The following is a 20891-nucleotide window of genomic DNA, read 5'->3' on the forward strand; positions in this document are numbered from 1 at the left end:
TCGTTATCGCCTCGTTATCAAACGGTGACCAAAGCTTGAGGCGTCCGACGCGCGCCGGCAGGCCTCCCTCCCCCGCGCCATCCTCCCCCGCCAGCCACTGTTCTACCTGCCACTATGAACGGCTGATTATCTATCGAAGCGAGTCGCCGCTCTCCATCCTGGGAGCTGCTGACCATGTTTCTCAGGCTGTGTGATCTTGAACACATCTCCTAGTTCACGCTCAAAGAACCCCGCCCACCGAGCCCAGAACCAAACCCCCACCCTTCGACAGGGTGGGGGTTGTGACGCGACGGCGTCCGAGCCGCGTCAGCGAGGCCGAGCGCGTGCCTCACCGACGGGATTTCAACTAGGAGTCGAGACCCCTCTCGCGGTCAGCGTCACGGTTGACGCGGTTGAGGTTCTCGAACATCTGGTGCTCCTCGTGCGCGTTCTCGGCCGCGATCTGATTCTTCTTGCGGACGATCTCGGCCGGGTCGGAAGAGAACGCACCACCGTGGTTAGTCGAGTCCGCGTAACCCAGCTCGTTGAGCTGCTTCGGCACCTTCGCGCCCGCGTACTCCAACGGAATGGCGTGGCCATGCTCGTCGACGCCACCCAGCGGCTGGTGCACCTCAACGAAGGCACCATTCGGCAGCATCCGGATGTGACCGGTCTCGATGCCGTGCTCCAGGACCTCGCGGTCGCTGCGCTGCAGGGAAACACAGATCCGGTAGGTGATGAAGTAGGCCAGCGGCGGCAAGATCACGGAGCCAATGCGGCCAACCCAGGTCATGGCGTTCAGCGAGATCTCGAAGAAGTGGGCGATGTGGTCGTTACCACCCGAGATCGTCTGCAGCATGAAGAAGGTAATAGCCATGGCGCCGAGACCGGAGCGGGCCGGAACGTCGCGCGGACGCTGCAGCAGGTTGTGGTGCGCGTCGTCGCCCGTCGCCGCCTTCTCAATCCACGGGTAAGCCATGAGCAGGCCAACCATCACCATGGCGACCATAGCCACCCAGAACACGCCGGGGATGGTGTAGTTGCCGATGTAGATCTCCCACGCCGGCATGACACGGGCCAGGCCATCCGTCCACAACATGTACACGTCAGGCTGCGAGCCGGCGGACACGTGCGAAGGATTATAAGGACCGAAGTTCCAAATCTGGTTGATCGAGAACAGACCGGCCATCAGCGCCAGCACACCAGCGGTCATCATGCCCATGCCGATCGCCTTCGTGGCGAACACCGGCATGATACGCACGCCCACCACGTTGTTCTCGGCGCGCCCCGGACCCGGGAACTGGGTGTGCTTCTGGTACCACACCAGCAGCAGGTGAGCCGCGATGAGCGCCAAGATAATGCCCGGGATAACAAGCACGTGGAGGATGTAGAAGCGGTCGAGCATGAGGTCCGACGGGAAGTCCCCACCGAAAATGGCCCAGTGCATCCAGGTGCCAATGATCGGCATACCCACAATGATGGCGGACATGATGCGCAGGCCGGTGCCGGAGAGCAGCTCGTCGGGCAGGGAGTAGCCGAGGAAGCCCTCGACCATGCCGAGCAGAATAAGGGTGCAGCCGATGATCCAGTTGGCCTCACGCGGGCGGCGGAACGCGCCGGTGAAGAAGATGCGCAGCATGTGCGCGATCATCGCCATCATGAACATCAGGGCTGCCCAGTGGTGCATCTGCCGGACGAAGAGGCCGCCGCGGACCTCGAAGGAGAGGTTCAGCGCGGTCTCGTAGGCGCGAGACATCTCGACACCGTTAAGCGGCAGGTAGGCGCCGTCGTAGATGACCTTGGTGATCGACGGATCGAAGAACAAGGTCAGGTAAACACCGGTCAGCAGCAGGATGATGAAGCTGTAGAGGGCAATCTCACCCAGCATGAAGGACCAGTGCGTCGGGAACACCTTGTTCAGCTGCGGACGCAGAACGCCCGCGATGGTGTAGCGGGAGTCGACGTTGTTCGCGACCTCGCCGAGGTGGTTTTTAGTCTTGGTGCTCATTAGGACTTACGCTCCCAGAATGCCGGGCCGACGGGCTCATGGAAATTACCCGCGGCGATGAGGTAGCCTTCCTCGTCCACCGTGATCGGCAGCTGCGGCAGCGCGCGGGCGGCGGGACCGAAGACCGGCTTGCCGTACTGGAGCGCGTCGAACTGAGACTGGTGGCAGGGGCACAGGATTCGGTGAGTCTGCGCCTCGTAGAGCGAGGTCGGGCAACCCACGTGAGTGCAGATCTTGGAGTAGGCGTAGTAGTCGCCGAAGTGGAAGTCCTCCTGGCCCTCGCGCTCGACGACCTTAGCGGCGTCGGCCGGGCGCAGGCGGATCAGCATGACGGCGTTACGCGGACCGTGAATGGAGTGCATGTGGTTTTCGTACACAACCGCGTTGGGGTTGTAGCGATCACCGTCGTTGACATCCGATTCCGCCAGCGGGAAGACGGTCTCCATGCCGGCGGCAGAAAGATCCTCCGGGCGCATGCGCACGAGGCGGGACAGACCCTGGGTGGTGAAGTGCGTGCCGGTGTCGCCTTCGTGCTTCTCGGCGATGGTGCCGAGGTCACGACCGAGGTAGAGCTTGACGCCCTTCTCGTGCAGGGTCCAGCCGGAGGTCCACAGAGTGCCATCACCGAAGTAGTTGAGCTCGTGCTTCTTCCACGGATTCTTAATCATGCCACCCAGCGGGGCGATGACGACGAGACCGAAGAGGACGCCGGCGCCGCCGAGCATGCCCATGAGGGTCTTGCGGCGACCCAAGGTGGAGGTGGTCCACGCGTCGTTGAGCAGCGCCGTGGTGGTGCGGCGGTCGAGCTCACTCGACGGGCCGTCGTGACGGCGCTGGACCGAGATCTCCTCGGGGATGAACTTCTTGACGTACAAGACGATGGAGACGCCCAGGCCGATGATCGCCAGGCCCGAGGTCAGGCCCAGCAGCGGCGTGTACAGCGTGTGGAGGAACTTACCCTCCGCCCCCAGCGGGACGTACTGCCACGGCCAGAACAGGTAAATCGCAAGGAAGCCGAGCGCCATAAGAATGGACACGGCCAGCCACACAATGATGCCTGCCTGAGCCCGCTTCTCTGCCGGGTCGTTGGCGAGCGGGAAGCGCTCCTTACGGAAGGCGACGGTGACGTCGTCCAATTCCGTTCCCAGCGCGGCCAGCTCTGCCGGCGACATGGCGGCGAGCTCCTGCTCGGTGTAGTTCTTCTTCAGGTCGTTACTCATTGGCGCGATCCAATCCACATTGCAGCGCCCAGCAGGGCGGTGATTCCGACAGCCCACATGGCGATGCCCTCAGACACCGGGCCAAGACCACCAAGCGCCCAACCACCCGGGCTCGGCGTCTCCTTCGAGGCCTTGATGAAGGCGATGATGTCCTTCTTCTCATCAGCCGACAGCTGACGATCGGAGAACTTCGGCATGTTCTGCGGACCGGTCAACATGGCCTGGTAGATCTCCTGCTCGTTGGCAGGATCCAGACCCGGTGCGTACTTACCGGAGGACAGCGCACCGCCACGACCGGTGAAGTTGTGGCACGACGCACAGTTGAGGCGGAACAGCTCCGAGCCGCGGGCGATGTCCGCGGGCTGAATCTGGCCGTCGTAGTCCTTGCCACGCAGCTCTTCGAGTGCGATGGAGCCGTCCTCGTTGGTGACGAGGCCCGGGCCGCCACCGTTGGACTGCACGTAGGCCGCCAGGGCGAGCGTCTGCTGCTCGGTGTAGCGGGGACGCTTGCGTTCCGCCTGGGCATCGTTCGACATCATCGGCATGCGGCCGGAGTGAACCTGGAAGTACACCGAGCCGGCACCCACGCCGTTGAGGGCGGGGCCACGATCTTCAACGCCCTGGAGGTTGGCTCCGTGGCAGGTGATGCAGGCGACATCGTAGATGTCCTTGCCCTCTTGGATGAGCGCTTGGTCCTCTAGCTGTGCGGTGGCAACCTGGGCATCCGGCGTGAGGGCCGCGGCCAGAACACCGGTACCAGTCAGGCCGACGGTCAGTGCGGCGGCGCTGGCGGCGGTCTTCCGAAGCTTGCGGCGGCGCCGGGACTGCTTCGCGCCGTCCGGGGTTAAGGCCCCGGAGGAAGCGGAGTTGGAATTCTTATCCATCGGATTCCCTTGTGTCTTCGATTTCTCAGAAACTTACTGGATGATGTACAGGATGGTGAACACACCAAGCCAAATGATGTCCACGAAGTGCCAGTAGTAGGACACCGCCATGGCCGCGGTCGCCTGGGCCGGCGTGAACTTCGACTTGCCGATGCGCAACATAATGACCACGAAGCTCAAAATGCCGGCCAGCACGTGGGCCATGTGGAACCCGGTGATGATGTAGAACACCGAGCCGTACACCGAGGACTGAATGGTCACACCGTGGTGAATCATCTCGTAGTACTCAAAGGCCACCATGCCGAGGAATACGACACCGAGAAGGATTGTCACCACATACCATTTGCGGAGACCGTAAACGTCACCCCTTTCTGCGGAGAAGACGCCGAACTGCGAGGTCACGGAGGACGCCACCAGGATGAGGGTGATGATCGACCCGTAGACCACGTTGAGGTGGGCGGTCTGATCATCCCAGGTCCCGCTGGTGAGCCCGTTCGCACGCGACGTGAAGTACATCGCGAACAGTCCGGCGAAGAACATCAATTCCTGCGCCAGGAACACGATGGTGCCGACACTGACCACATTGGGGCGGTTCAGGGCCGGGACACGTGCTGCTGTCGCCATACCTTGGTTAGAAACTGCGCTCGTCACATGTATCAGTATGGACGCTCACAGCCCCAAAGTCACCTTGACTACCCCCGCGAAACAGCGCCCAGAAACGCCCCAACCAGCAGTTTTATCGGGCGCCCTCATCCACCGAAAGTTTTAGACATCCTCCGGGAACTTTCCAAGCCCGGGAACCGACGGAGGGTACGGGCAGGGTTTCTGCAGGTCTGGCCGTTGCGCCGGGAGCGCGGTAGAGCGGCGCCGATTCGCGGGTCAATGTTACCCGACTGCCAGGTTGCGCCGAGCCGCTTTTCAGCGCGTGGATTTGAGACCTATGTCACAGGTGTTGGGGGCGATTTCTCGCTGGAGCATACTTTCGGTTGACCCCTTCACCGGCATCCTCGCCTCAGACAACGGCGAAACCCGGCAGTGAGTGTTTTATCACTCACCGCCGGGTCTCAGTCTAAGTGTGTGCACGCTCCGGACCGGCTCACGCCGATATTAGTGCTTCTCCTTCGGCAGGCCGTACTGCAGCGACAGCATGGTGGTTGCCCAGATCAGCATGACCGCTCCCAGGGCGATCATCCAGTAGTACATGTAGATAATGCCGAAGCCGAGAACCGCGATCGATACCGACATCGCGAACGGCCAAATGGAGCTCGGCGAGAAGAAGCCATAAGCGCCGGCGGCGTCGCCGATTTCCGCTTCCTCGTAATCCTCCGGAAGGAGATCCTGCCGGCTTTCTACGAACTGCAGGTAACCGCCGAGCATGAGACACAGCAGGGTCGCCAGGACCATGGCCACAGATCCGGCCCACTCAACGCCGAAGGTTTCCATCAGGTAACCGTCGTCTTCAACGTACGCCGTCGAGACGATGTACACCACAGTGCACACAGTCAGGAACAGCGCCAGGAAGAACATGATTTTCGCACCAGCACGCATTTCGTTTCTCCTTAGTCTCTCGCCGGTGTCCTGCTAGACGTTCTCGCGAGCGTTGTGATCGTAATCGTTGTCACCATCACGGGTCCCAGTGCGCGAGGAGTTGAACGGCTGGGTGGTAACGGCATAGGGCTCTTCGCCAATGGCACGCAGCGCATCCGAGTTGGGGGCCTCCGGGTTGTCCATCCGGAACTGCATGTACTCGGTGAACTTCTCCGGCGAAACAACCCGCAGCTCGAAGTTCATCATCGCGTGGTAGGTGCCGCACATCTCGCTGCATCGGCCGACGTAGGCGCCTTCCTCGATGCTCTCGATCTGGAAGGAGCGCTGCTGCTGGTTATTCTCCGGGTGAGCGTAGACGTCACGCTTGAAGAGGAACTCGGGAACCCAGAAGCCGTGAGACACGTCGCCGGAAGCCAGGTCGAACTGAACCGGGGTATTGGCGGGAAGCACCAGCACCGGAACCTCTTCGGTAGTGCCCAGGGTCTCGATCTCGTTGAAACGGAGGTAAGACTGGTCGCCCATGGACTTGCCGTGGATCGGGTTGGGGTTCTTGGTGCCCTCCGGGTCAACGGAGGTTTCCTCGGCAAGGCGAGTGCGCTCCTCGTCGATACCCTGGTACTCCTGACCGTCCGGGGTCAGCGAGCCGGCAACGGTGTTGTAGCCGAACTTCCAGTTCCACTGGAACGCGGTAACGTCGACGGTCACCTCGGGATTCTTGTCCAGGGCGACCACCTTCTGCTGGGCCTCCACCGTGAAGAAGAACAGGCCCATGACGATGACCACCGGGATGACGGTGAGCAGCAGCTCCAACGGGACGTTGTACTGCAGCTGCTTCGGGAACTCGCCATAGCCCTTCTTCTCACCGGCCTTCCGGTTCCAGGCGACGATCGCCGTGATCATGAGGCTCCACATGATGATGCCGATGATCCAGGCGGTGACCCACACCCACACCCAGAAGTTATAGAGCCCCTGCCCCTCCGGAGTTACCGGATCGGGCCAGCCCATGTCCAAGACGTTTGCCAGTGCCTCCGGCGGAGCAACGTCACACCCCACCAGTGCGGTCGCGCCAAGCACGAGCGCTGCACCGAGCCCAGCCTTCCGGGCAACACCGCGCTTCATTCGCTGTTCCACGTGCGCCTGCCTTCCTGTCCACACAAATCTATGAATGTTCATTCACAACATTCCTATCTAAGGAGAATAGTGGATCACCCGTGAGTCGCCGTTTCGTTTGCCGACGAGCGAAAAAGGCACGTCGACGCGCAGAATCACGGACGCGCCGGTTTCACAGCTGCGACGCAGGTCGCGCGCCCTCCGAGCACAGCAACCCCCTGCATTTAGTGACTCGGACCACAAACGGGTAGCTGGAATCTTCAACCGAAAGTTTGCACCTATTCGGGGATCGGGCTAACCCTGGGTGCCCCATTCGTCGCCGTGGCGCCCGCGCCCCTAAAGTGGAGTGATATCCCGAGGCCGGTGCGCCACCGAGGCTGGCCACCACCGTCGGCCTCGGCACCGACCTTATATATTTAAGGAGAAGATCAACAAGATGTGCGGCCTTCTAGCCATGCTCACCACCACCGGTAACGCCGCCGCGTACGTCGACGCCGTCGAAGCCGCTCTGCCTTGCATGCGCCACCGGGGTCCCGACGCGGCCGGCACCTGGCACGATAACAAGGCCCTGTTCGGCTTCAACCGGCTCGCCATTATCGACCTCGAGCATTCGCACCAGCCCCTGCGTTGGGGTCCGGCGGAGAGCCCCGACCGCTACGCCATGACCTTCAACGGCGAAATCTACAACTACGTTGAGCTGCGCGAAGAGCTTCAGGCCGCCGGGTACACCTTCAACACGTCCGGTGACTCGGAGACCATCGTCGTCGGTTACCACCACTGGGGTGCCGACGTCGTCGAGCACCTCCGCGGCATGTTCGCCTTCGTCATCTGGGACACCGACGCCGACGTCATGTTCGCTGCCCGGGACCAGTTCGGCATCAAGCCGCTGTTCTACGCCACCACCGACGCCGGTACCGTGTTTGCCTCTGAGAAGAAATCCATCCTTGAGTTGGCGGACGCGATTGGCCTTCCCCTCGACCTTGATCGCCGAGCCATCGAACACTACGTCGACCTTCAGTACACCCCGGAGCCGGAGACCCTGCACGCCGGGATCCGCCGCGTCGAATCGGGGTGCACGGTGACCCTCTCCCCCGGCGGCGTTGTCGAGTCCCGTCGTTACTTCAAGCCCTCCTTCGCCGTGAAGCCGGTGGCCACCGGCGAGGAGCAGAAGCTCTTTGACCGCATTGCCGAGGTCCTCGAAGACTCGGTCGCTAAGCACATGCGCGCCGACGTAACGGTCGGATCGTTCCTCTCGGGTGGCATCGATTCCACGGCTATCGCGGCTCTGGCCAAGCGTCACAACCCGGATCTGCTCACCTTTACTACTGGATTCGAGCGGGAAGGCTACTCGGAGATCGATGTGGCCGCCGAGTCCGCAGCGGCCATCGGCGCTGAACACATCGTCAAGGTCGTCTCCCCGGAGGAGTACGCCGACGCTATTCCCAAGATCATGTGGTACCTCGACGACCCGGTGGCCGACCCCTCCCTGGTCCCCCTCTACTTCGTCGCGGAGACCGCACGCAAGCACGTCAAGGTGGTGCTCTCCGGCGAAGGAGCCGACGAGCTCTTCGGCGGCTACACCATCTACAAGGAGCCGCTCTCACTCGCCCCCTTTGAGAAGTTCCCCCAACCGCTGCTCAAGGGCCTGCGCCACCTCGGGACCATGCTGCCCGACGGAATGAAGGGCAAGTCCCTGCTTGACCGCGGCACCGTGCCGATGGAGACCCGCTACTACGGCAATGCCCGGAACTTCAATTTCGACCAGCTCAGCCGTGTGCTGCCGTGGGCGCAGCGCGATTGGGATCACCGGGAGGTGACCGCACCGATCTACGAGGTCTCTCGCGATCTCGGGATGGATCCGGTCGCTCGAATGCAGCACCTGGACCTGTTCACCTGGATGCGGGGCGACATCCTCGTCAAGGCGGACAAAATCAACATGGCCAACTCCCTGGAGTTGCGCGTTCCCTTCCTCGACAAGGAGGTCTTCGAGCTGGCCCAGACCATCCCGCACGACCTCAAGATCTCCCACGGCACGACCAAATACGCACTGCGTAAGGCTCTGGAGCAGATTGTTCCGCCGCACGTCCTGCACCGCCGCAAGCTCGGCTTCCCGGTGCCGATGCGTCACTGGTTGGCTGGCGACGAACTGTTTGGATGGGCTCAGGACACCATCACGCAGTCCCAGACCGAGGACATCTTCGATAAGAAGGCCGTGCTCGAGATGCTCAAGGAGCACCGCGACGGTATCTCCGATCACTCCCGCCGGCTGTGGACGGTGTTGTGCTTCATGGTGTGGCACGGCATCTTCGTGGAAAAGCGGATCGACCCGCAGATCGAGCAGCGCGACTACCCGGTCCGGCTCTAAGCCAAAGGCAGCGCCGCCCCGAGTCACTGTTGACCTCGGGGCGGCGCTGCCCTGACTTAACGTTCGCCTTAGTTGAAGGAGTCACCGCACGCGCAAGCGCTGCCCGCGTTCGGGTTGTCGATGGTGAACCCCTGGGCTTCGATGGTGTCCGAGAAGTCGATGGTGGCGCCCATGAGGTAGGGAACGCTCATCTTGTCCACCACGAGGTTGACGCCGCCGACGGTGTCCACCTTGTCCCCGTCGAGCGAGCGGTCATCGAAGTAGAGCTGGTAGCGCAGGCCAGCGCAGCCACCGGGCTGGACAGCGATGCGCAGCGAAAGGTCATCTCGGCCCTCCTGCTCCAGCAGTGCCTTCGCCTTTGCGGCAGCGGCTTCGGTGAGGGTCACGCCAGTGGAAGTAGCGGGAGCGGTCATAATCGTCTAGTTCTCCTAACATCGTCGAGCGTCGTCCCTCTCCGTAGGTGGGACTGCTGTGTGTAACGTCATCCTAGGCCCCAGTATTCCAAGAAGCCAGGACCGGGCGGTAACCTAGGTCCTTGTGAAACGTCCTAGGCAGAATTCCTCCCCGTCCTCTGATTCGGCTTCCGGCTCCACCGCGGCCTCCGCCCAGGTTGACGAGGCGACGACGGAGCGCGCTGAGCAGCAACACCGGCCCGGCTACACCCCGCCGAAGGGCAAGGCAACGCCGAAGCGCCGGGATCAGGAGATCAAGCGCGGCGTCCGGCGTGACCCTCACGCGCTGAGCACGGCGCAGGCCTCGCAGCGGCGTAAAGAGCTCAAGAAGTCCATGTCCAAGGAAGAATGGAAAGAGTTCAAGCGCAAGGAGCGCGAAGAAACCCGCGAGCGCAACCGTCACTACCGGGAACGGATGGACGCCGGTGACGAGCGCTACCTGCTCGACCGTGACAAGGGCAAGGTGCGCGGATGGGTCCGTGACTGGGTGGATTCGCGCCGCTTCCTCAGTAACCTCTTCATGCCGTTGGCCGTCGTGATGCTGGTCGTCATGCTCTTCGCCAATGTCTTCCCGCCAGCAGTGCTCAACGCCACGATGATCGTGCTGTGGGTGGTGATCGCGGTGTTCTTCATCGACGCCATTGTCCTCGGCCGGCGTGCCAATAAGGCCGCGGCGGAGAAGTTCCCCGGATCTGCGGAGACCGGTTTCCGCCTCGGCTCCTATGCGGTGTCCCGCGCCACGCAGCCGCGCCGCTGGCGCACCCCGCGGCCGCGGGTGGAGCTCGGCGCCGACGTTTAAACCTCAACACCCTCATCGACCCCGGTTTTCGAGAAAGGTTCTCACGGCCGTGTCCGAACTCACCGTCCCCTCCCCCGACCAGCTCAGTGCCGACCGGATGACGGAGCTGCTCGCGTCGACGCCGCGCGGAGTGGGGCTTGGACGCCTGGCCGGCATTGCCTCCTCCCTCGCCGCCTGGCAGCACCAGGTTCCCCCGGCGCCCATCGATCGCCCCCGAGTGGTTGTTTTCGCCGGTGACCACGGCATCGCCGAGCGCGGCATCTCCGCTTATGCGCCCCAGGCCAGCGTCGAGCAGTACGAGGAGCTTCGCACGGGGGGCGGGCCAGCGCAGACCCTCGCCCGGGTGTGCGCCGCGTCGGTTCGCATCGTGGACATCAGCCTCGACCACGAGGCCTGGGGAGACGAACGAGTATCGAAGTCTTGCCCTGCCATCGACGTCTCCGACGCGATGACGGAAAGTGAGATGACCCGCGCGCTGGAGATCGGGCGACGTATCGCCGATCAGGAGATCGACGGTGGCGCGGACCTGCTGCTTCCGGGGCATATCGGGGTGGCGGCGTCGACGTCGGTGGCGGCCGTCGTGGGGACGCTCACCGCCACCGAGCCGGTGGCCATTGTCGGGCCGGGCTCGGGGATCACCGACGAGATGTGGAAGCGGAAGGTCAGCGTGTTGCGTGACGCCATGTTCCGGGCCCGCGCGGTGAAGGGCGACGCTCGGGAAGTGGTGCGCACCGTCGGCTCGCCGGAATTTGCCGCCCTGGTCGGTTTCATCGCCCAGGCCGCGTCGCGGCGGACCCCCGTGTTGCTCGACGGCGCTATCGTATCCGCCGCCGCCTTCGTTGCCGACCAGGTCTGCCCCGGTGTCCGGCATTGGCTTCTGGCCAGCCAGCTGTCCGGCGAACCGGCGCACCTCGTAGCCGTGCAGCAACTGGGGTTGACGCCGCTGCTCGCGCTGGATCTCAACCTTGGCCAGGGTGCGGGCAGCGTGCTGGCGCTGTCGCTCATCTCAGCCGCGTGCGCACTAGCGGTCGACGAGGCCGTCGTCGCCTCGCAGGCGCGCAGCAGCGACGCCGGTTAAGCCTTCGCGACGAGCGGGTACACCCAGCCGTGGGTGTCCTCGATGCGGCCCTGTTGGATGGCGGTGAGGCGCTCGCGCAGGGCCATCGTGATCTCGCCGGGTTCGTTGTTGTTGACGACGAAGTCAGTGTCGGTGCCCATGACGTGACCGACCGGGGTGAGCACCGCCGCGGTTCCGCAGGCCAGTGCCTCCGTCATGGCTCCGGAAGCGACGTCCTCGCGCCACTCGTCAACGGTGATCTTGCGCTCCTCCGTGGCGTAGCCGAGGTCCTCGGCCACCGTGAGCAGCGAATCCCGCGTCACGCCAGGAAGCAGGGAACCGGACAACGCGGGTGTGACCACCCGGGCGTCGGCACCGGAACCGTAGACGAACATGAGGTTCATGCCGCCCATTTCCTCGATGTACGTGCGGTCAATGGCGTCGAGCCACACGACCTGATCGCAGCCCTTCTCCTCAGCCTGAGCTTGGGCGATGAGGGAAGCCGCGTAGTTGCCGGCGAACTTTGCCGCCCCGGTTCCGCCTGGGGCGGCGCGAACGTAATCCTCGCCGAGCCAGACCGACACCGGGGTGATGCCGCCGCTGAAGTAAGCCCCCACCGGGGAGGCGATGACGTAGTAACGGTAGCTACTCGACGGGTGAACCCCCAGCGATACCTCGGTGGAGATCATGAACGGACGCAGGTAGAGGCTCTCCTCCCCGCCGGGAGCGGGGACCCAGTCCTGGTCGATGTCCACCAACTGGCGCAGGGACTCGATGAACACCTCGACCGGCAGCTCCGGCATGGCCAACCTTTCGGCGGAGCGCTGGAGGCGCTGTCCATTCTGGTCCGGGCGGAAGGTGACGATAGTGCCGTCGGCGTGGCGGTAGGCCTTGATGCCTTCGAAGATCGCCTGGCCGTAGTGGAGAACCGAGGTAGCCGGGTCCATGACGATGGGACCGTAGGGCTGGACCTGGGCGTTGTGCCAGCCCTTGTCCGCGGTCCAATCAATAGTGACCATGTGGTCCGTGAAGTTCTTGCCGAAGGCCGGCTGGGCCAGTATGGCCGCCCGCTCCTCGGCGGTCGCGGGGTTCGGATTGCGGTGGATCGTGAACTCAAGGGAAGTCATGGGTTCAAACCTACCCTGGTACACCCGCCCGATTTTGTGAACCCCGTCGCTTAAGGTGGGGCGAGAGACTATTTCCTACTTAAAGGAGACCCCGTGTCCACATCGCACGATTGTCCTGCGCTGCCCGCCGTCGGCCGCTATCCGGCCGTGACGGCCGTCGACGCCGCCCCCTCCGGGGTGGGAACCATCCTGGTTGGGCTGTTTGCTGACGAAGACTGCCCCGAGCTTCCGGCCTCCAGCCTCCTCAGCGAGGACCAGACTCGGCAGGTGTATGAGGACCTAGCTGCCGTCGGTGCCAAGGGCACGCACGGCGAGCTCACCCGCATTCCTGCCCCCGTGTCGGCGGACGCGGCGGTCATCCTGGCGGTGGGCCTTGGCGAGGCTGAGGACATGGACGACGAGCGGCTGCGGCGGGCAGCCGGCATTGCCGCGCGCTCGCTGCGCGCCGACGAGTCCGTCGCCACCACCCTCACAGACCTTGGCGCGGAGGCCGTGGCCGAGGGCTTGGTGTTGGGCGGCTACTCCTACCCGGGTATCCACGGCACTGCAGCGCCGGCGCAGGACAAGGCCGGGGCGGCAAGCGTCGCGCTCGTCGGCGTGGCTCCGGAGTCCGTTGCTGCCGCGCTGGAGACCTCAGCCACGGTCAACTTCGTGCGCGACCTGGTCAACACCCCGGCCAACCTGCTTTACCCGGAGTCCTATGCCGCGCTGGTGGCTGAGCACGCGAAGAAGGCCGGCCTGGAGGTGGAGGTCCTCGACGAGCAGCAGCTGGCGGAGCAGGGCTTCGGCGGGATCCTCGCCGTCGGCCAGGGCTCGGCGCGTCCGCCGCGTCTTGTTCGCTTGACCTGGACGGGCAGCGAGTCGGGACCGTTCTACGCGCTGGTGGGTAAGGGCATTACCTTCGATACCGGCGGTATCTCCCTCAAGCCGGCGTCGAAGATGGAGAACATGATCTCCGACATGGGTGGGTCCGCGGCCGTCGTGGGCGCCGCCCTCACCGCCGCCCGGTTGCAGCTACCTATCAAGCTCACGGCGACGATCGCCCTGGCCGAGAACATGCCCTCCGGGTCCGCCACCCGCCCGGGCGACGTGGTTACGCACTATGGCGGCGTGACCACCGAGGTCATTAACACCGACGCGGAAGGCCGGCTGGTGCTTGGCGACGCCATGGCGCGCGCGTGCGAAGACAACCCCGACTTCCTCATCGACACGGCAACGCTCACCGGAGCCCAGATCGTCGCCCTCGGCGAACGCACCGCCGGTGTCATGGGCACCGCGCGCTTCCGAGACGCCGTCGCGGCCGCTGGCCGAGAGGTCGGTGAGCAGGCCTGGGCCATGCCGATGTTGGAAGAGCACGAGAAGGAGCTGAAGAGCTTCATCGCGGATATTCGCAACGTCCACAACTCCCGGTCCGGTGGCATGGAGTACGCGGCGTCGTATCTTTCCACCTTTGTCGCGGAGGGCATCGAGTGGGCGCACGTCGACGTCGCCGGGCCGTCGTGGAACGATGCCGCGCCGCACGGTTATACCCCGAAGAGGGCAACTGGCGCGCCCATGCGCACCATCGTCAAGGTGCTTCGGGACGCAGTTTCCTAGGGATATGGACGCCTGTCGGAGGCAGGTGCAACCTCCGACGGGTTCGTCCTCTACGCTCGGGGGTAGAACCGTAACGCCTATCCTCGGATGAACGATGCACCAGCTTCACACGCCCGCCACTGCCACCTTGCGTGGCCGCCTGTCGTCGGCAGGCTTCATCGTGGTGCTCGTGTGCCTCGCGGTGGCGACGGTGTGGGTGATCGCCGGCAACCTCCAGCCCGAGCTCCTTCGTCCCAGCCAAGGCGATTACGTGATGGATCACCTCACTGGCGAGTTCGGCCGCCGGCCCGACGAATTCTCCCTGTTCGGGCTGCCCATGGACTTCATGTGCTACTGGATGGCCGGCCGCTCTTTGCTCTCAGGCCACGACGTGTGGGAAACCGCCTATCACGTCTACAACGGCAACGGCGTCATCCTCGAACTGCCCTTTACCTACCCGCCTATCGCCGCGCTGTTCTTCGCGCTGTGGGCGCTCATCCCGCTGGAGATCTCATCGACACTGTGGCAGGTGGTGTCACTGCTGCTGTGGGGGTGGATCGTCTACGCCAGCCTGGGGCTTATGCGGCTCAGCGAAGCTCGACGCCTCGTCGTGACCCCGCTGGTTACGGTGGCGTCCTTCCTGCTGTTTCCCGTGTGGGGAAGCTTCTACTGGGGGCAGGTCAATGTCGCAATCATGGCGTTGATTCTTGTTGATTTCTACCGCCCGGCGCATCGCGAGTCCCGCTTCGCCGGCGTCGGCGTCGGCCTGGCCGCGGCCATTAAGCTGCACCCGGCCTTCTTCGGGCTGTTATTCCTCGCCCAAAAACGCTACCGGGCCGCCGTCACCTCCGCCGTGACTTTCTTCGCCGTGTCCATCGTCAGCTCTCTTGTTGTTCCTGGCGGCTTGCGGTACTGGGTCGATATCATGCTCGATACCAATCGGTTCGACGGCATCAAAAACGCCACGTCACAATCCATTCTCGTGGTGCTCAAACGCGACTACGGGATGCAGTCGCCGACCTTGTGGCTCGTGCTGTCGGCTGTGCTCACACTGCTGTGCTTCTTCGCGTTGCGGGTTCTCGTTAAGCGCGGGCAGATCGTGGCGGCCTGTGCCCTGACAGGGCTCGTGATGTGTCTGGTTTCTCCCTTCGCGTGGTACCACTACTACTTGTGGCTCCTGCCGCTGGCTATCGCCGTCGTGGGGGCGGCACTCATGAGCTTCGAGCGGCGGGTCACCGGGGAGCGCCCGCTTCTTTTGGCCGCCGGAGCACTGGCGATTCTCACAGCGTCGTTGGCAATCCTTTTGCCCTATATGGGGGCAGATTATGGCTTGTCTGTGGACCTGCACGATCAGATCCGGGTGGACAGCCCGGAGGAAAACACCGGACTGTGGACGTGGTGGTCGCTGGCGCTGGCAGTGGGGGTGAGCGTCGGGTCTATCGCTTTTCCGCCTATCCGGGCCCCGCGGCGGTAGTAACGGGTGCCCTACGGGTGGGGGCGGAGTGAAACGCGTCGCTCACTTTGACGGTAGGCTCTCTGGCAGAAACTTACCGCTTTAAGACAATCGAGGAGTCTGAACACATGGCCTACTCCGTTGAGATGCCGGAACTTGGCGAGTCCGTCACCGAGGGCACCATCACCCAGTGGCTGAAGGAGGTGGGCGACACCGTTGAGGTCGATGAGCCGTTGCTCGAAGTCTCCACCGACAAGGTCGACACGGAAATCCCTTCGCCGGCGGCGGGCGTCCTTCTCGAGATAAAGGCTGAGGAGGACGACGAGGTCGAAATCGGCGCCGTCATCGCCATCATTGGCGAGGAAGGCGAGAAGGTTGATTCCGCTGCCCAGGAGGCAGACAGCGCCGACGAGCCGGCAGCCGACGAGCCCACCGAGGCTCCGGCTGAGAAGGCGGAAACCAAGTCCGCTCCGGCCGCTTCCAGCGACGCCACCGACGTCTCCATGCCCGAACTCGGCGAATCCGTCACCGAAGGCACCATCACCCAGTGGCTCAAGTCCGTCGGCGACACCATCGAGGTCGACGAACCCCTGCTCGAAGTCTCCACCGACAAGGTCGACACCGAAGTCCCCTCCCCCGTCGCCGGCACCCTCCTCGAGATCCTCTTCGACGAAGACGACGAAGTAGAAATCGGCGCCGTCATCGCCCGCATCGGCGACCCCAACGCCGCCCCCAGCACCGACGAGGCCGACGAGGCTGACGAGGCTGACGTTCCCAGCGAGGAGGCCATTAGGGAGGCCGAGACCAAGCAGGAAAACGCGACTGTCGACGACGCGAAGAAGGCCGCTCCGGCCGCTTCCGGCGATGCCACCGACGTCTCCATGCCCGAACTCGGCGAATCCGTCACCGAAGGCACCATCACCCAGTGGCTCAAGTCCGTCGGCGACACCGTCGAGGTCGACGAACCCCTGCTCGAAGTCTCCACCGACAAGGTCGACACCGAAGTCCCCTCCCCCGTCGCCGGTACCCTCCTCGAGATCCTCTTCGACGAAGACGACGAAGTAGAAATCGGCGCCGTCATCGCCCGCATCGGCGACCCCAACGCCGCCCCGAGCACCGACGAGGCCGCGAAGACCGACGAGGCCGAAGCTGAGCCGGAGGTTCAGGAGTCCGCCGCCGAGGAGGAGCCGAAGCAGGATAAAGCCCCGGAGGCCCAGCCGAAGGAGGAGCCGAAGCAGGCCGTCGCGTCCGCGAAGGTCAACACTTCCGGCAAGATCCCCTACGTCACCCCGCTGGTGCGCAAGCTCGCCGATAAGCACGGCGTGGACCTCGCCACCGTCGAGGGCACCGGCGTCGGCGGCCGCATCCGCAAGCAGGACATCCTGGCCGCCGCGGAGGCTGCTCAGGCGAAGTCCGCTGAGCCCGCCGCAGAGCCGGCCCCGGCCGCTGAGAAGGCCCCGGCGCCGGAGGGCCCGCGCGCAAACTGGGCCACCAAGGGTGTCGACCCGGCGAAGGCCGAGTTGATTGGCACGACGCAGAAGGTTTCTCGCATCCGCCAGATCACCGCTGCCAAGATGGTCGAGGCACTCAATATCGCGGCCCAGCTCACTCACGTCCAGGAAGTCGACATGACCCGGGTGTGGGATCTTCGCAAGGCCACGAAGAAGGCCTTCGTGGACAAGCACGGCGCTAACCCGACGTTCCTGGGCTTCATCGTCAAGGCCACCGCCGAGGCCTTGGTGTCTCACCCGAACGTCAACGCCTCCTACGACGCGGCTGCCAAGTCCATCACGTACCACGCGGACGTCAACATCGGCATCGCCGTGGACACCCCGCACGGTCTGCTCGTGCCGGTCATCAAGAAGGCCCAGGATAAGACGCTGGTGGACATCGTCAAGGAGATCGCCGAGCTGGCCGAGAAGGCCCGGAACAAGAAGCTGAGCCCGGATGATCTTTCTGGTGCCACGTTCACGGTGACCAACATCGGTTCCGCGGGCGCCCTGCTCGATACTCCGGTGCTCACCCCGCCGCAGGCCGGCATCCTCGGCACCGCGGTGATCGAAAAGCGCCCGGTCGTCAAGACCGTCGAAGGTAACGACGTCATCGCTATCCGCCAGATGTGCTACCTGCCGTTTACCTACGATCACCAGCTCATCGATGGTGCGGACGCGGGTCGTTTCGTCCAGACCATCAAGGATCGCCTGGAAACGGCCAACTTTGAGTCCGACCTGGACCTCTAAGACCCGTTCCTAGCGGTTGAGCTTCGCGCACTCCACGCCCAGCGTGGGGTGCGCGTTGGTGTATCCGGGGGTTGGTGGTGTAGTTCAAGCCCGAATAGGGGGTGTCGCGCCCATGGCCGAACGTCCGTGATGTGACGATCGTCATCTATAATGAATTCGGAAATACACGACACTATTTCGTCCCCCGTACTAGGAGGTTAGTTCCTTTATGGCACTCTCTTCGACCCCGACGGCGTACGTCGCCCGCCACCTTGGGCCCGACGCTGCCGAGACGGCCACACTGCTCGCTGCCGTCGGTTACGAATCTCTGGAGGCGCTCGTCGACGCTGCCCTTCCCCAGGCGATCCGCACCACCGAGCCGCTCGACCTGCCGCAGGCGATGACCGAGTTCGAGGCTCAGTCCCGGCTGCGTGAGCTTGGCGCCAAGAACGTCGTGACCAAGGCGTTCTACGGTCAGGGGTTCTCGGACACCATTACCCCGCCGGTGATCCGTCGAGGGGTGATTGAGGACGCCGGTTGGTACACCGCTTATACCCCTTATCAGCCGGAGATCTCCCAGGGCCGGTTGGAGGCGCTGCTCAACTTCCAGACGATGATCGAGGAGCTCACGGGCCTGCCCATCGCGAACGCGTCGCTGCTCGACGAGGCCACCGCCGTCGCCGAGGCTATTGGGCTCATGTCCCGCGCCGTGAAGAAGGGCCGCCGGGTGGTGCTCGACGCACGCCTGCACCCGCAGGTGCTGGCCGTCGCCGCCGAGCGCGCCCGCGCATTGGACATCGAAGTAGAGATCACCGACGTCACCCAAGGGCTCGTCGGCGAGGACTTGGTGGGCGTCGTGGTGGCCTACCCGGGCACTGAGGGCGACATCGTCGACCCGTCCCCGGTCATCGAGGCGATCCACGCCCGCGGTGGCCTGGCTGCGGTCGCCGCTGATCCGCTGGCGCTCATGCTCCTTGAGTCGCCCGGCGCGCTAGGTGCCGATATCGCTATCGGCACCACCCAGCGCTTCGGCGTGCCGCTGTTCTTCGGCGGCCCGCACGCCGCCTACATGGCGGTGACGGACAAGCTCAAGCGTCAGATCCCGGGCCGCATTGTCGGTGTGTCGGTTGACGCCGAGGGCCGGCCGGCGTACCGCCTCGCGCTGCAGACGCGCGAGCAGCACATTCGCCGCGAGCGTGCCACCAGCAACATCTGTACCGCGCAGGCGCTGCTCGCCGTAGCCGCGTCGATGTACGCCGTGTACCACGGCTCCGCCGGCCTGCGGGCCATCGCCGAGCGCATTCATTCCCAGGCTTCCCGCTTCGCCGCCTCAGTCGGCGCGGTCAAGCACGAGGCGTTCTTTGATACCGTCGCGGTGCCCGTCGAGGGTAAGGCGCAGGCCATCGTCGACGCGGCTGCGGACGCCGGTTACCTGCTGCGCAAGCTCGACGAGGATACGGTGATCGTCTCCTTCGGCGAGTCCGCATCCGAGGAAGACATCGCCGCGCTGACGGCCTTCTTCGACGCCGAGGTCGCCCCCGAGGCCGATTCCGCACTGCCCGAGGCGCTTCTTCGTGCCGAACTGCCGCTGACCCACCCGATCTTCAATTCCCTGCACTCCGAGACCCAGATGATGCGCTACATCCGCACCCTTGGGGACAAGGATCTGGCTCTGGACCGGACGATGATTCCGCTGGGTTCGTGCACGATGAAGCTCAACCCCACCGCGGGCGTCGAGGCCATCACCTGGCCGGAGTTCGCCGCCATTCACCCGTACGCCCCGGACTCACACACCGTCGGCTGGCGGGAGCTCATTGCCGAAACCGAGACCTGGCTGGCTGAGGTCACCGGCTACGCCAAGGTCTCGCTGCAGCCCAACTCCGGCGCCATGGGTGAGCTCTCGGGTCTTTTGGCCATCCGGCGCTACCACGAGGCGCAGGGCAATGGTCACCGCGACGTCGTGCTCATCCCCGCCTCCGCCCACGGCACCAACGCGGCGTCGGCGGTGCTAGCCAAGCTACGGGTGGTAGTCATCAAGACCGCCGCCGACGGCTCCATCGACGTCGCGGACCTGGACGATAAGCTCGCCACCTATGGTGAGCAGCTCGCCGCCGTGATGATCACCTACCCGTCTACCCACGGCGTGTTCGAGGACACGGTCCGCGAGGTGTGCCAGAAGGTGCACGACGCCGGCGGCCAGGTGTACCTGGACGGCGCCAACATGAACGCCATGACCGGCCTGGCGCAGCCGGGTCGTTTCGGTGGCGACGTCAGCCACCTGAACCTGCACAAGACCTTCACGATTCCTCACGGCGGTGGCGGCCCGGGTGTTGGCCCGATCGGCGTCGCCGAGCACCTCATCCCCTTCCTGCCTGCGGATCCGTTGTCCACCGACCCCACCTCCCCGGTCCCCACGGGCCAGGGCGTGCCGGTGGCCTCCGCCCGCTTTGGCTCTGCCGGCGTGCTGCAGATTCCGTGGGCCTACCTCGCCATGACCGGCGCCGAGGGGCAGGCCCAGGCCACCGCCCATGCGATCCTGGCGGCGAACTACGTCGCCCGGCAGCTCCACGACGAGTTCCCGGTACTGTACACCGGCAAGAATGACCTGGTTGGCCACGAGTGCATCCTCGACCTGCGGCCGCTCACCGACGCCTCCGGGGTCACGGCGGCGGACGTGTGCAAGCGCCTCGTGGACTACGGCTTCCACGCCCCGACGCTGGCCTTCCCGGTGGCCGGAACGTTGATGGTGGAGCCCACCGAGTCGGAGGACTTGGGCGAGCTGGATCGCTTCATCGCCGCGATGAAGTCGATCCGCGCAGAAATCCAGGAGATCATCGACGGCACCATCGCCTACGAGAACTCCGTCATCCACCACGCGCCGTACACCGCCAGCAGTGTTTCTGCCGACGAGTGGCCCTACGAGTTCAGCCGCACGCAGGCGGCGTGGCCGGTGCCGTCGCTGCGCGCCCGGAAGTACTTCCCGCCGGTGCGCCGCATCGACGAGGCCTACGGTGACCGCAACCTCGTCTGCTCGTGCCCGCCGCCCGAAGCCTTCGCTATCGAGGACTAATCAAACCCACCGTCAATGACAGGAG

At 64.4% G+C, this 20891-nt stretch carries 15 protein-coding genes; 7 read left to right on the top strand and 8 right to left on the bottom strand.

Features of this window, described 5'->3' with window-relative positions; translation table 11 throughout:
* Positions 1–346: 346 nt before the first annotated feature.
* The 6 genes from qcrB to ctaC form a co-directional block, all read right to left on the bottom strand.
* On the bottom strand, positions 347–1987 hold the full coding sequence (gene qcrB, locus CUTER_RS07390) for a cytochrome bc1 complex cytochrome b subunit (protein WP_047259898.1): 1641 nt from the start codon (positions 1985–1987) through the stop codon (positions 347–349).
* Positions 1987–3207: a cytochrome bc1 complex Rieske iron-sulfur subunit gene (gene qcrA, locus CUTER_RS07395; protein WP_047259899.1), complete on the bottom strand. Its 1221-nt coding sequence runs from the start codon at positions 3205–3207 to the stop codon at positions 1987–1989. Before qcrA ends, qcrB begins: the two co-directional genes overlap by 1 nt.
* Complete coding sequence (gene qcrC / locus CUTER_RS07400; RefSeq protein WP_047259900.1) at positions 3204–4091, bottom strand: cytochrome bc1 complex diheme cytochrome c subunit; 888 nt, start codon at positions 4089–4091, stop codon at positions 3204–3206. Before qcrC ends, qcrA begins: the two co-directional genes overlap by 4 nt.
* Before the next feature lie 33 nt (positions 4092–4124).
* Entirely contained in the window at positions 4125–4742 is a 618-nt protein-coding gene (ctaE, locus tag CUTER_RS07405; protein WP_082121311.1) for an aa3-type cytochrome oxidase subunit III, read from the bottom strand.
* A 456-nt stretch (positions 4743–5198) separates the two neighbouring features.
* Positions 5199–5639, bottom strand: a complete 441-nt coding sequence (ctaF, locus tag CUTER_RS07410; protein ID WP_047259902.1) for an aa3-type cytochrome oxidase subunit IV — start codon at positions 5637–5639, stop codon at positions 5199–5201.
* A gap of 33 nt (positions 5640–5672) precedes the next feature.
* Entirely contained in the window at positions 5673–6770 is a 1098-nt protein-coding gene (gene ctaC, locus CUTER_RS07415; protein ID WP_047259903.1) for an aa3-type cytochrome oxidase subunit II, read from the bottom strand.
* Between the two features lie 415 nt (positions 6771–7185).
* Here ctaC and asnB point away from each other — a divergent pair, with 415 nt between their 5' ends.
* Positions 7186–9114 carry an asparagine synthase (glutamine-hydrolyzing) gene (gene asnB / locus CUTER_RS07420; protein WP_047259904.1) on the top strand — a complete coding sequence of 643 codons (1929 nt, stop codon included), beginning with the start codon at positions 7186–7188 and terminating at the stop codon, positions 9112–9114.
* 68 nt (positions 9115–9182) lie between these two features.
* On the opposite strand, the gene CUTER_RS07425 is transcribed toward asnB, so the two are convergent.
* On the bottom strand, positions 9183–9527 hold the full coding sequence (locus tag CUTER_RS07425) for a HesB/IscA family protein (protein ID WP_047259905.1): 345 nt from the start codon (positions 9525–9527) through the stop codon (positions 9183–9185).
* A gap of 124 nt (positions 9528–9651) precedes the next feature.
* Between CUTER_RS07425 and CUTER_RS07430 the strand changes: the two genes are divergently transcribed.
* Together CUTER_RS07430 and CUTER_RS07435 are read left to right on the top strand one after the other, a co-directional pair.
* On the top strand, positions 9652–10365 hold the full coding sequence (locus CUTER_RS07430; RefSeq protein ID WP_047259906.1) for a DUF3043 domain-containing protein: 714 nt from the start codon (positions 9652–9654) through the stop codon (positions 10363–10365).
* A gap of 49 nt (positions 10366–10414) precedes the next feature.
* A complete protein-coding gene (locus CUTER_RS07435; RefSeq protein WP_052844070.1) occupies positions 10415–11443 on the top strand; it encodes a nicotinate-nucleotide--dimethylbenzimidazole phosphoribosyltransferase in 1029 nt (342 codons plus the stop codon).
* On the opposite strand, the gene CUTER_RS07440 is transcribed toward CUTER_RS07435, so the two are convergent.
* Positions 11440–12549, bottom strand: coding sequence for a branched-chain amino acid aminotransferase (locus CUTER_RS07440; protein WP_047259907.1), 1110 nt, complete (start codon positions 12547–12549; stop codon positions 11440–11442). The genes CUTER_RS07435 and CUTER_RS07440 overlap by 4 nt on opposite strands.
* A gap of 93 nt (positions 12550–12642) precedes the next feature.
* Between CUTER_RS07440 and CUTER_RS07445 the strand changes: the two genes are divergently transcribed.
* The 4 genes from CUTER_RS07445 to gcvP all read left to right on the top strand — a co-directional run bounded on the left by CUTER_RS07445 (position 12643) and on the right by gcvP (position 20866).
* Complete coding sequence (locus tag CUTER_RS07445) at positions 12643–14145, top strand: leucyl aminopeptidase (RefSeq protein ID WP_330217679.1); 1503 nt, start codon at positions 12643–12645, stop codon at positions 14143–14145.
* Between the two features lie 94 nt (positions 14146–14239).
* Complete coding sequence (locus CUTER_RS07450; RefSeq protein WP_047259908.1) at positions 14240–15598, top strand: glycosyltransferase 87 family protein; 1359 nt, start codon at positions 14240–14242, stop codon at positions 15596–15598.
* A 107-nt stretch (positions 15599–15705) separates the two neighbouring features.
* Complete coding sequence (gene sucB, locus CUTER_RS07455) at positions 15706–17817, top strand: 2-oxoglutarate dehydrogenase, E2 component, dihydrolipoamide succinyltransferase (RefSeq protein ID WP_047259909.1); 2112 nt, start codon at positions 15706–15708, stop codon at positions 17815–17817.
* A gap of 208 nt (positions 17818–18025) precedes the next feature.
* Entirely contained in the window at positions 18026–20866 is a 2841-nt protein-coding gene (gene gcvP / locus CUTER_RS07460) for an aminomethyl-transferring glycine dehydrogenase (protein WP_047259910.1), read from the top strand.
* The last annotated feature ends 25 nt before the right edge of the window (positions 20867–20891 follow it).

Origin of the sequence: Corynebacterium uterequi, assembly GCF_001021065.1 — a bacterium.
GTDB classification, from domain to species: Bacteria; Actinomycetota; Actinomycetes; order Mycobacteriales; family Mycobacteriaceae; genus Corynebacterium; species Corynebacterium uterequi.

What these genes read in the sequence shown, in the direction of transcription:
- qcrB (WP_047259898.1), bottom strand. Translation starts at nt 1,987, where the DNA reads ATGAGCACCAAGACTAAAAACCACCTCGGCGAGGTCGCGAACAACGTC.
- qcrA (WP_047259899.1), bottom strand. Translation starts at nt 3,207, where the DNA reads ATGAGTAACGACCTGAAGAAGAACTACACCGAGCAGGAGCTCGCCGCC.
- qcrC (WP_047259900.1), bottom strand. Translation starts at nt 4,091, where the DNA reads ATGGATAAGAATTCCAACTCCGCTTCCTCCGGGGCCTTAACCCCGGAC.
- ctaF (WP_047259902.1), bottom strand. Translation starts at nt 5,639, where the DNA reads ATGCGTGCTGGTGCGAAAATCATGTTCTTCCTGGCGCTGTTCCTGACT.
- asnB (WP_047259904.1), top strand. Translation starts at nt 7,186, where the DNA reads ATGTGCGGCCTTCTAGCCATGCTCACCACCACCGGTAACGCCGCCGCG.
- CUTER_RS07425 (WP_047259905.1), bottom strand. Translation starts at nt 9,527, where the DNA reads ATGACCGCTCCCGCTACTTCCACTGGCGTGACCCTCACCGAAGCCGCT.
- CUTER_RS07440 (WP_047259907.1), bottom strand. Translation starts at nt 12,549, where the DNA reads ATGACTTCCCTTGAGTTCACGATCCACCGCAATCCGAACCCCGCGACC.
- CUTER_RS07450 (WP_047259908.1), top strand. Translation starts at nt 14,240, where the DNA reads ATGCACCAGCTTCACACGCCCGCCACTGCCACCTTGCGTGGCCGCCTG.
- sucB (WP_047259909.1), top strand. Translation starts at nt 15,706, where the DNA reads ATGGCCTACTCCGTTGAGATGCCGGAACTTGGCGAGTCCGTCACCGAG.
- gcvP (WP_047259910.1), top strand. Translation starts at nt 18,026, where the DNA reads ATGGCACTCTCTTCGACCCCGACGGCGTACGTCGCCCGCCACCTTGGG.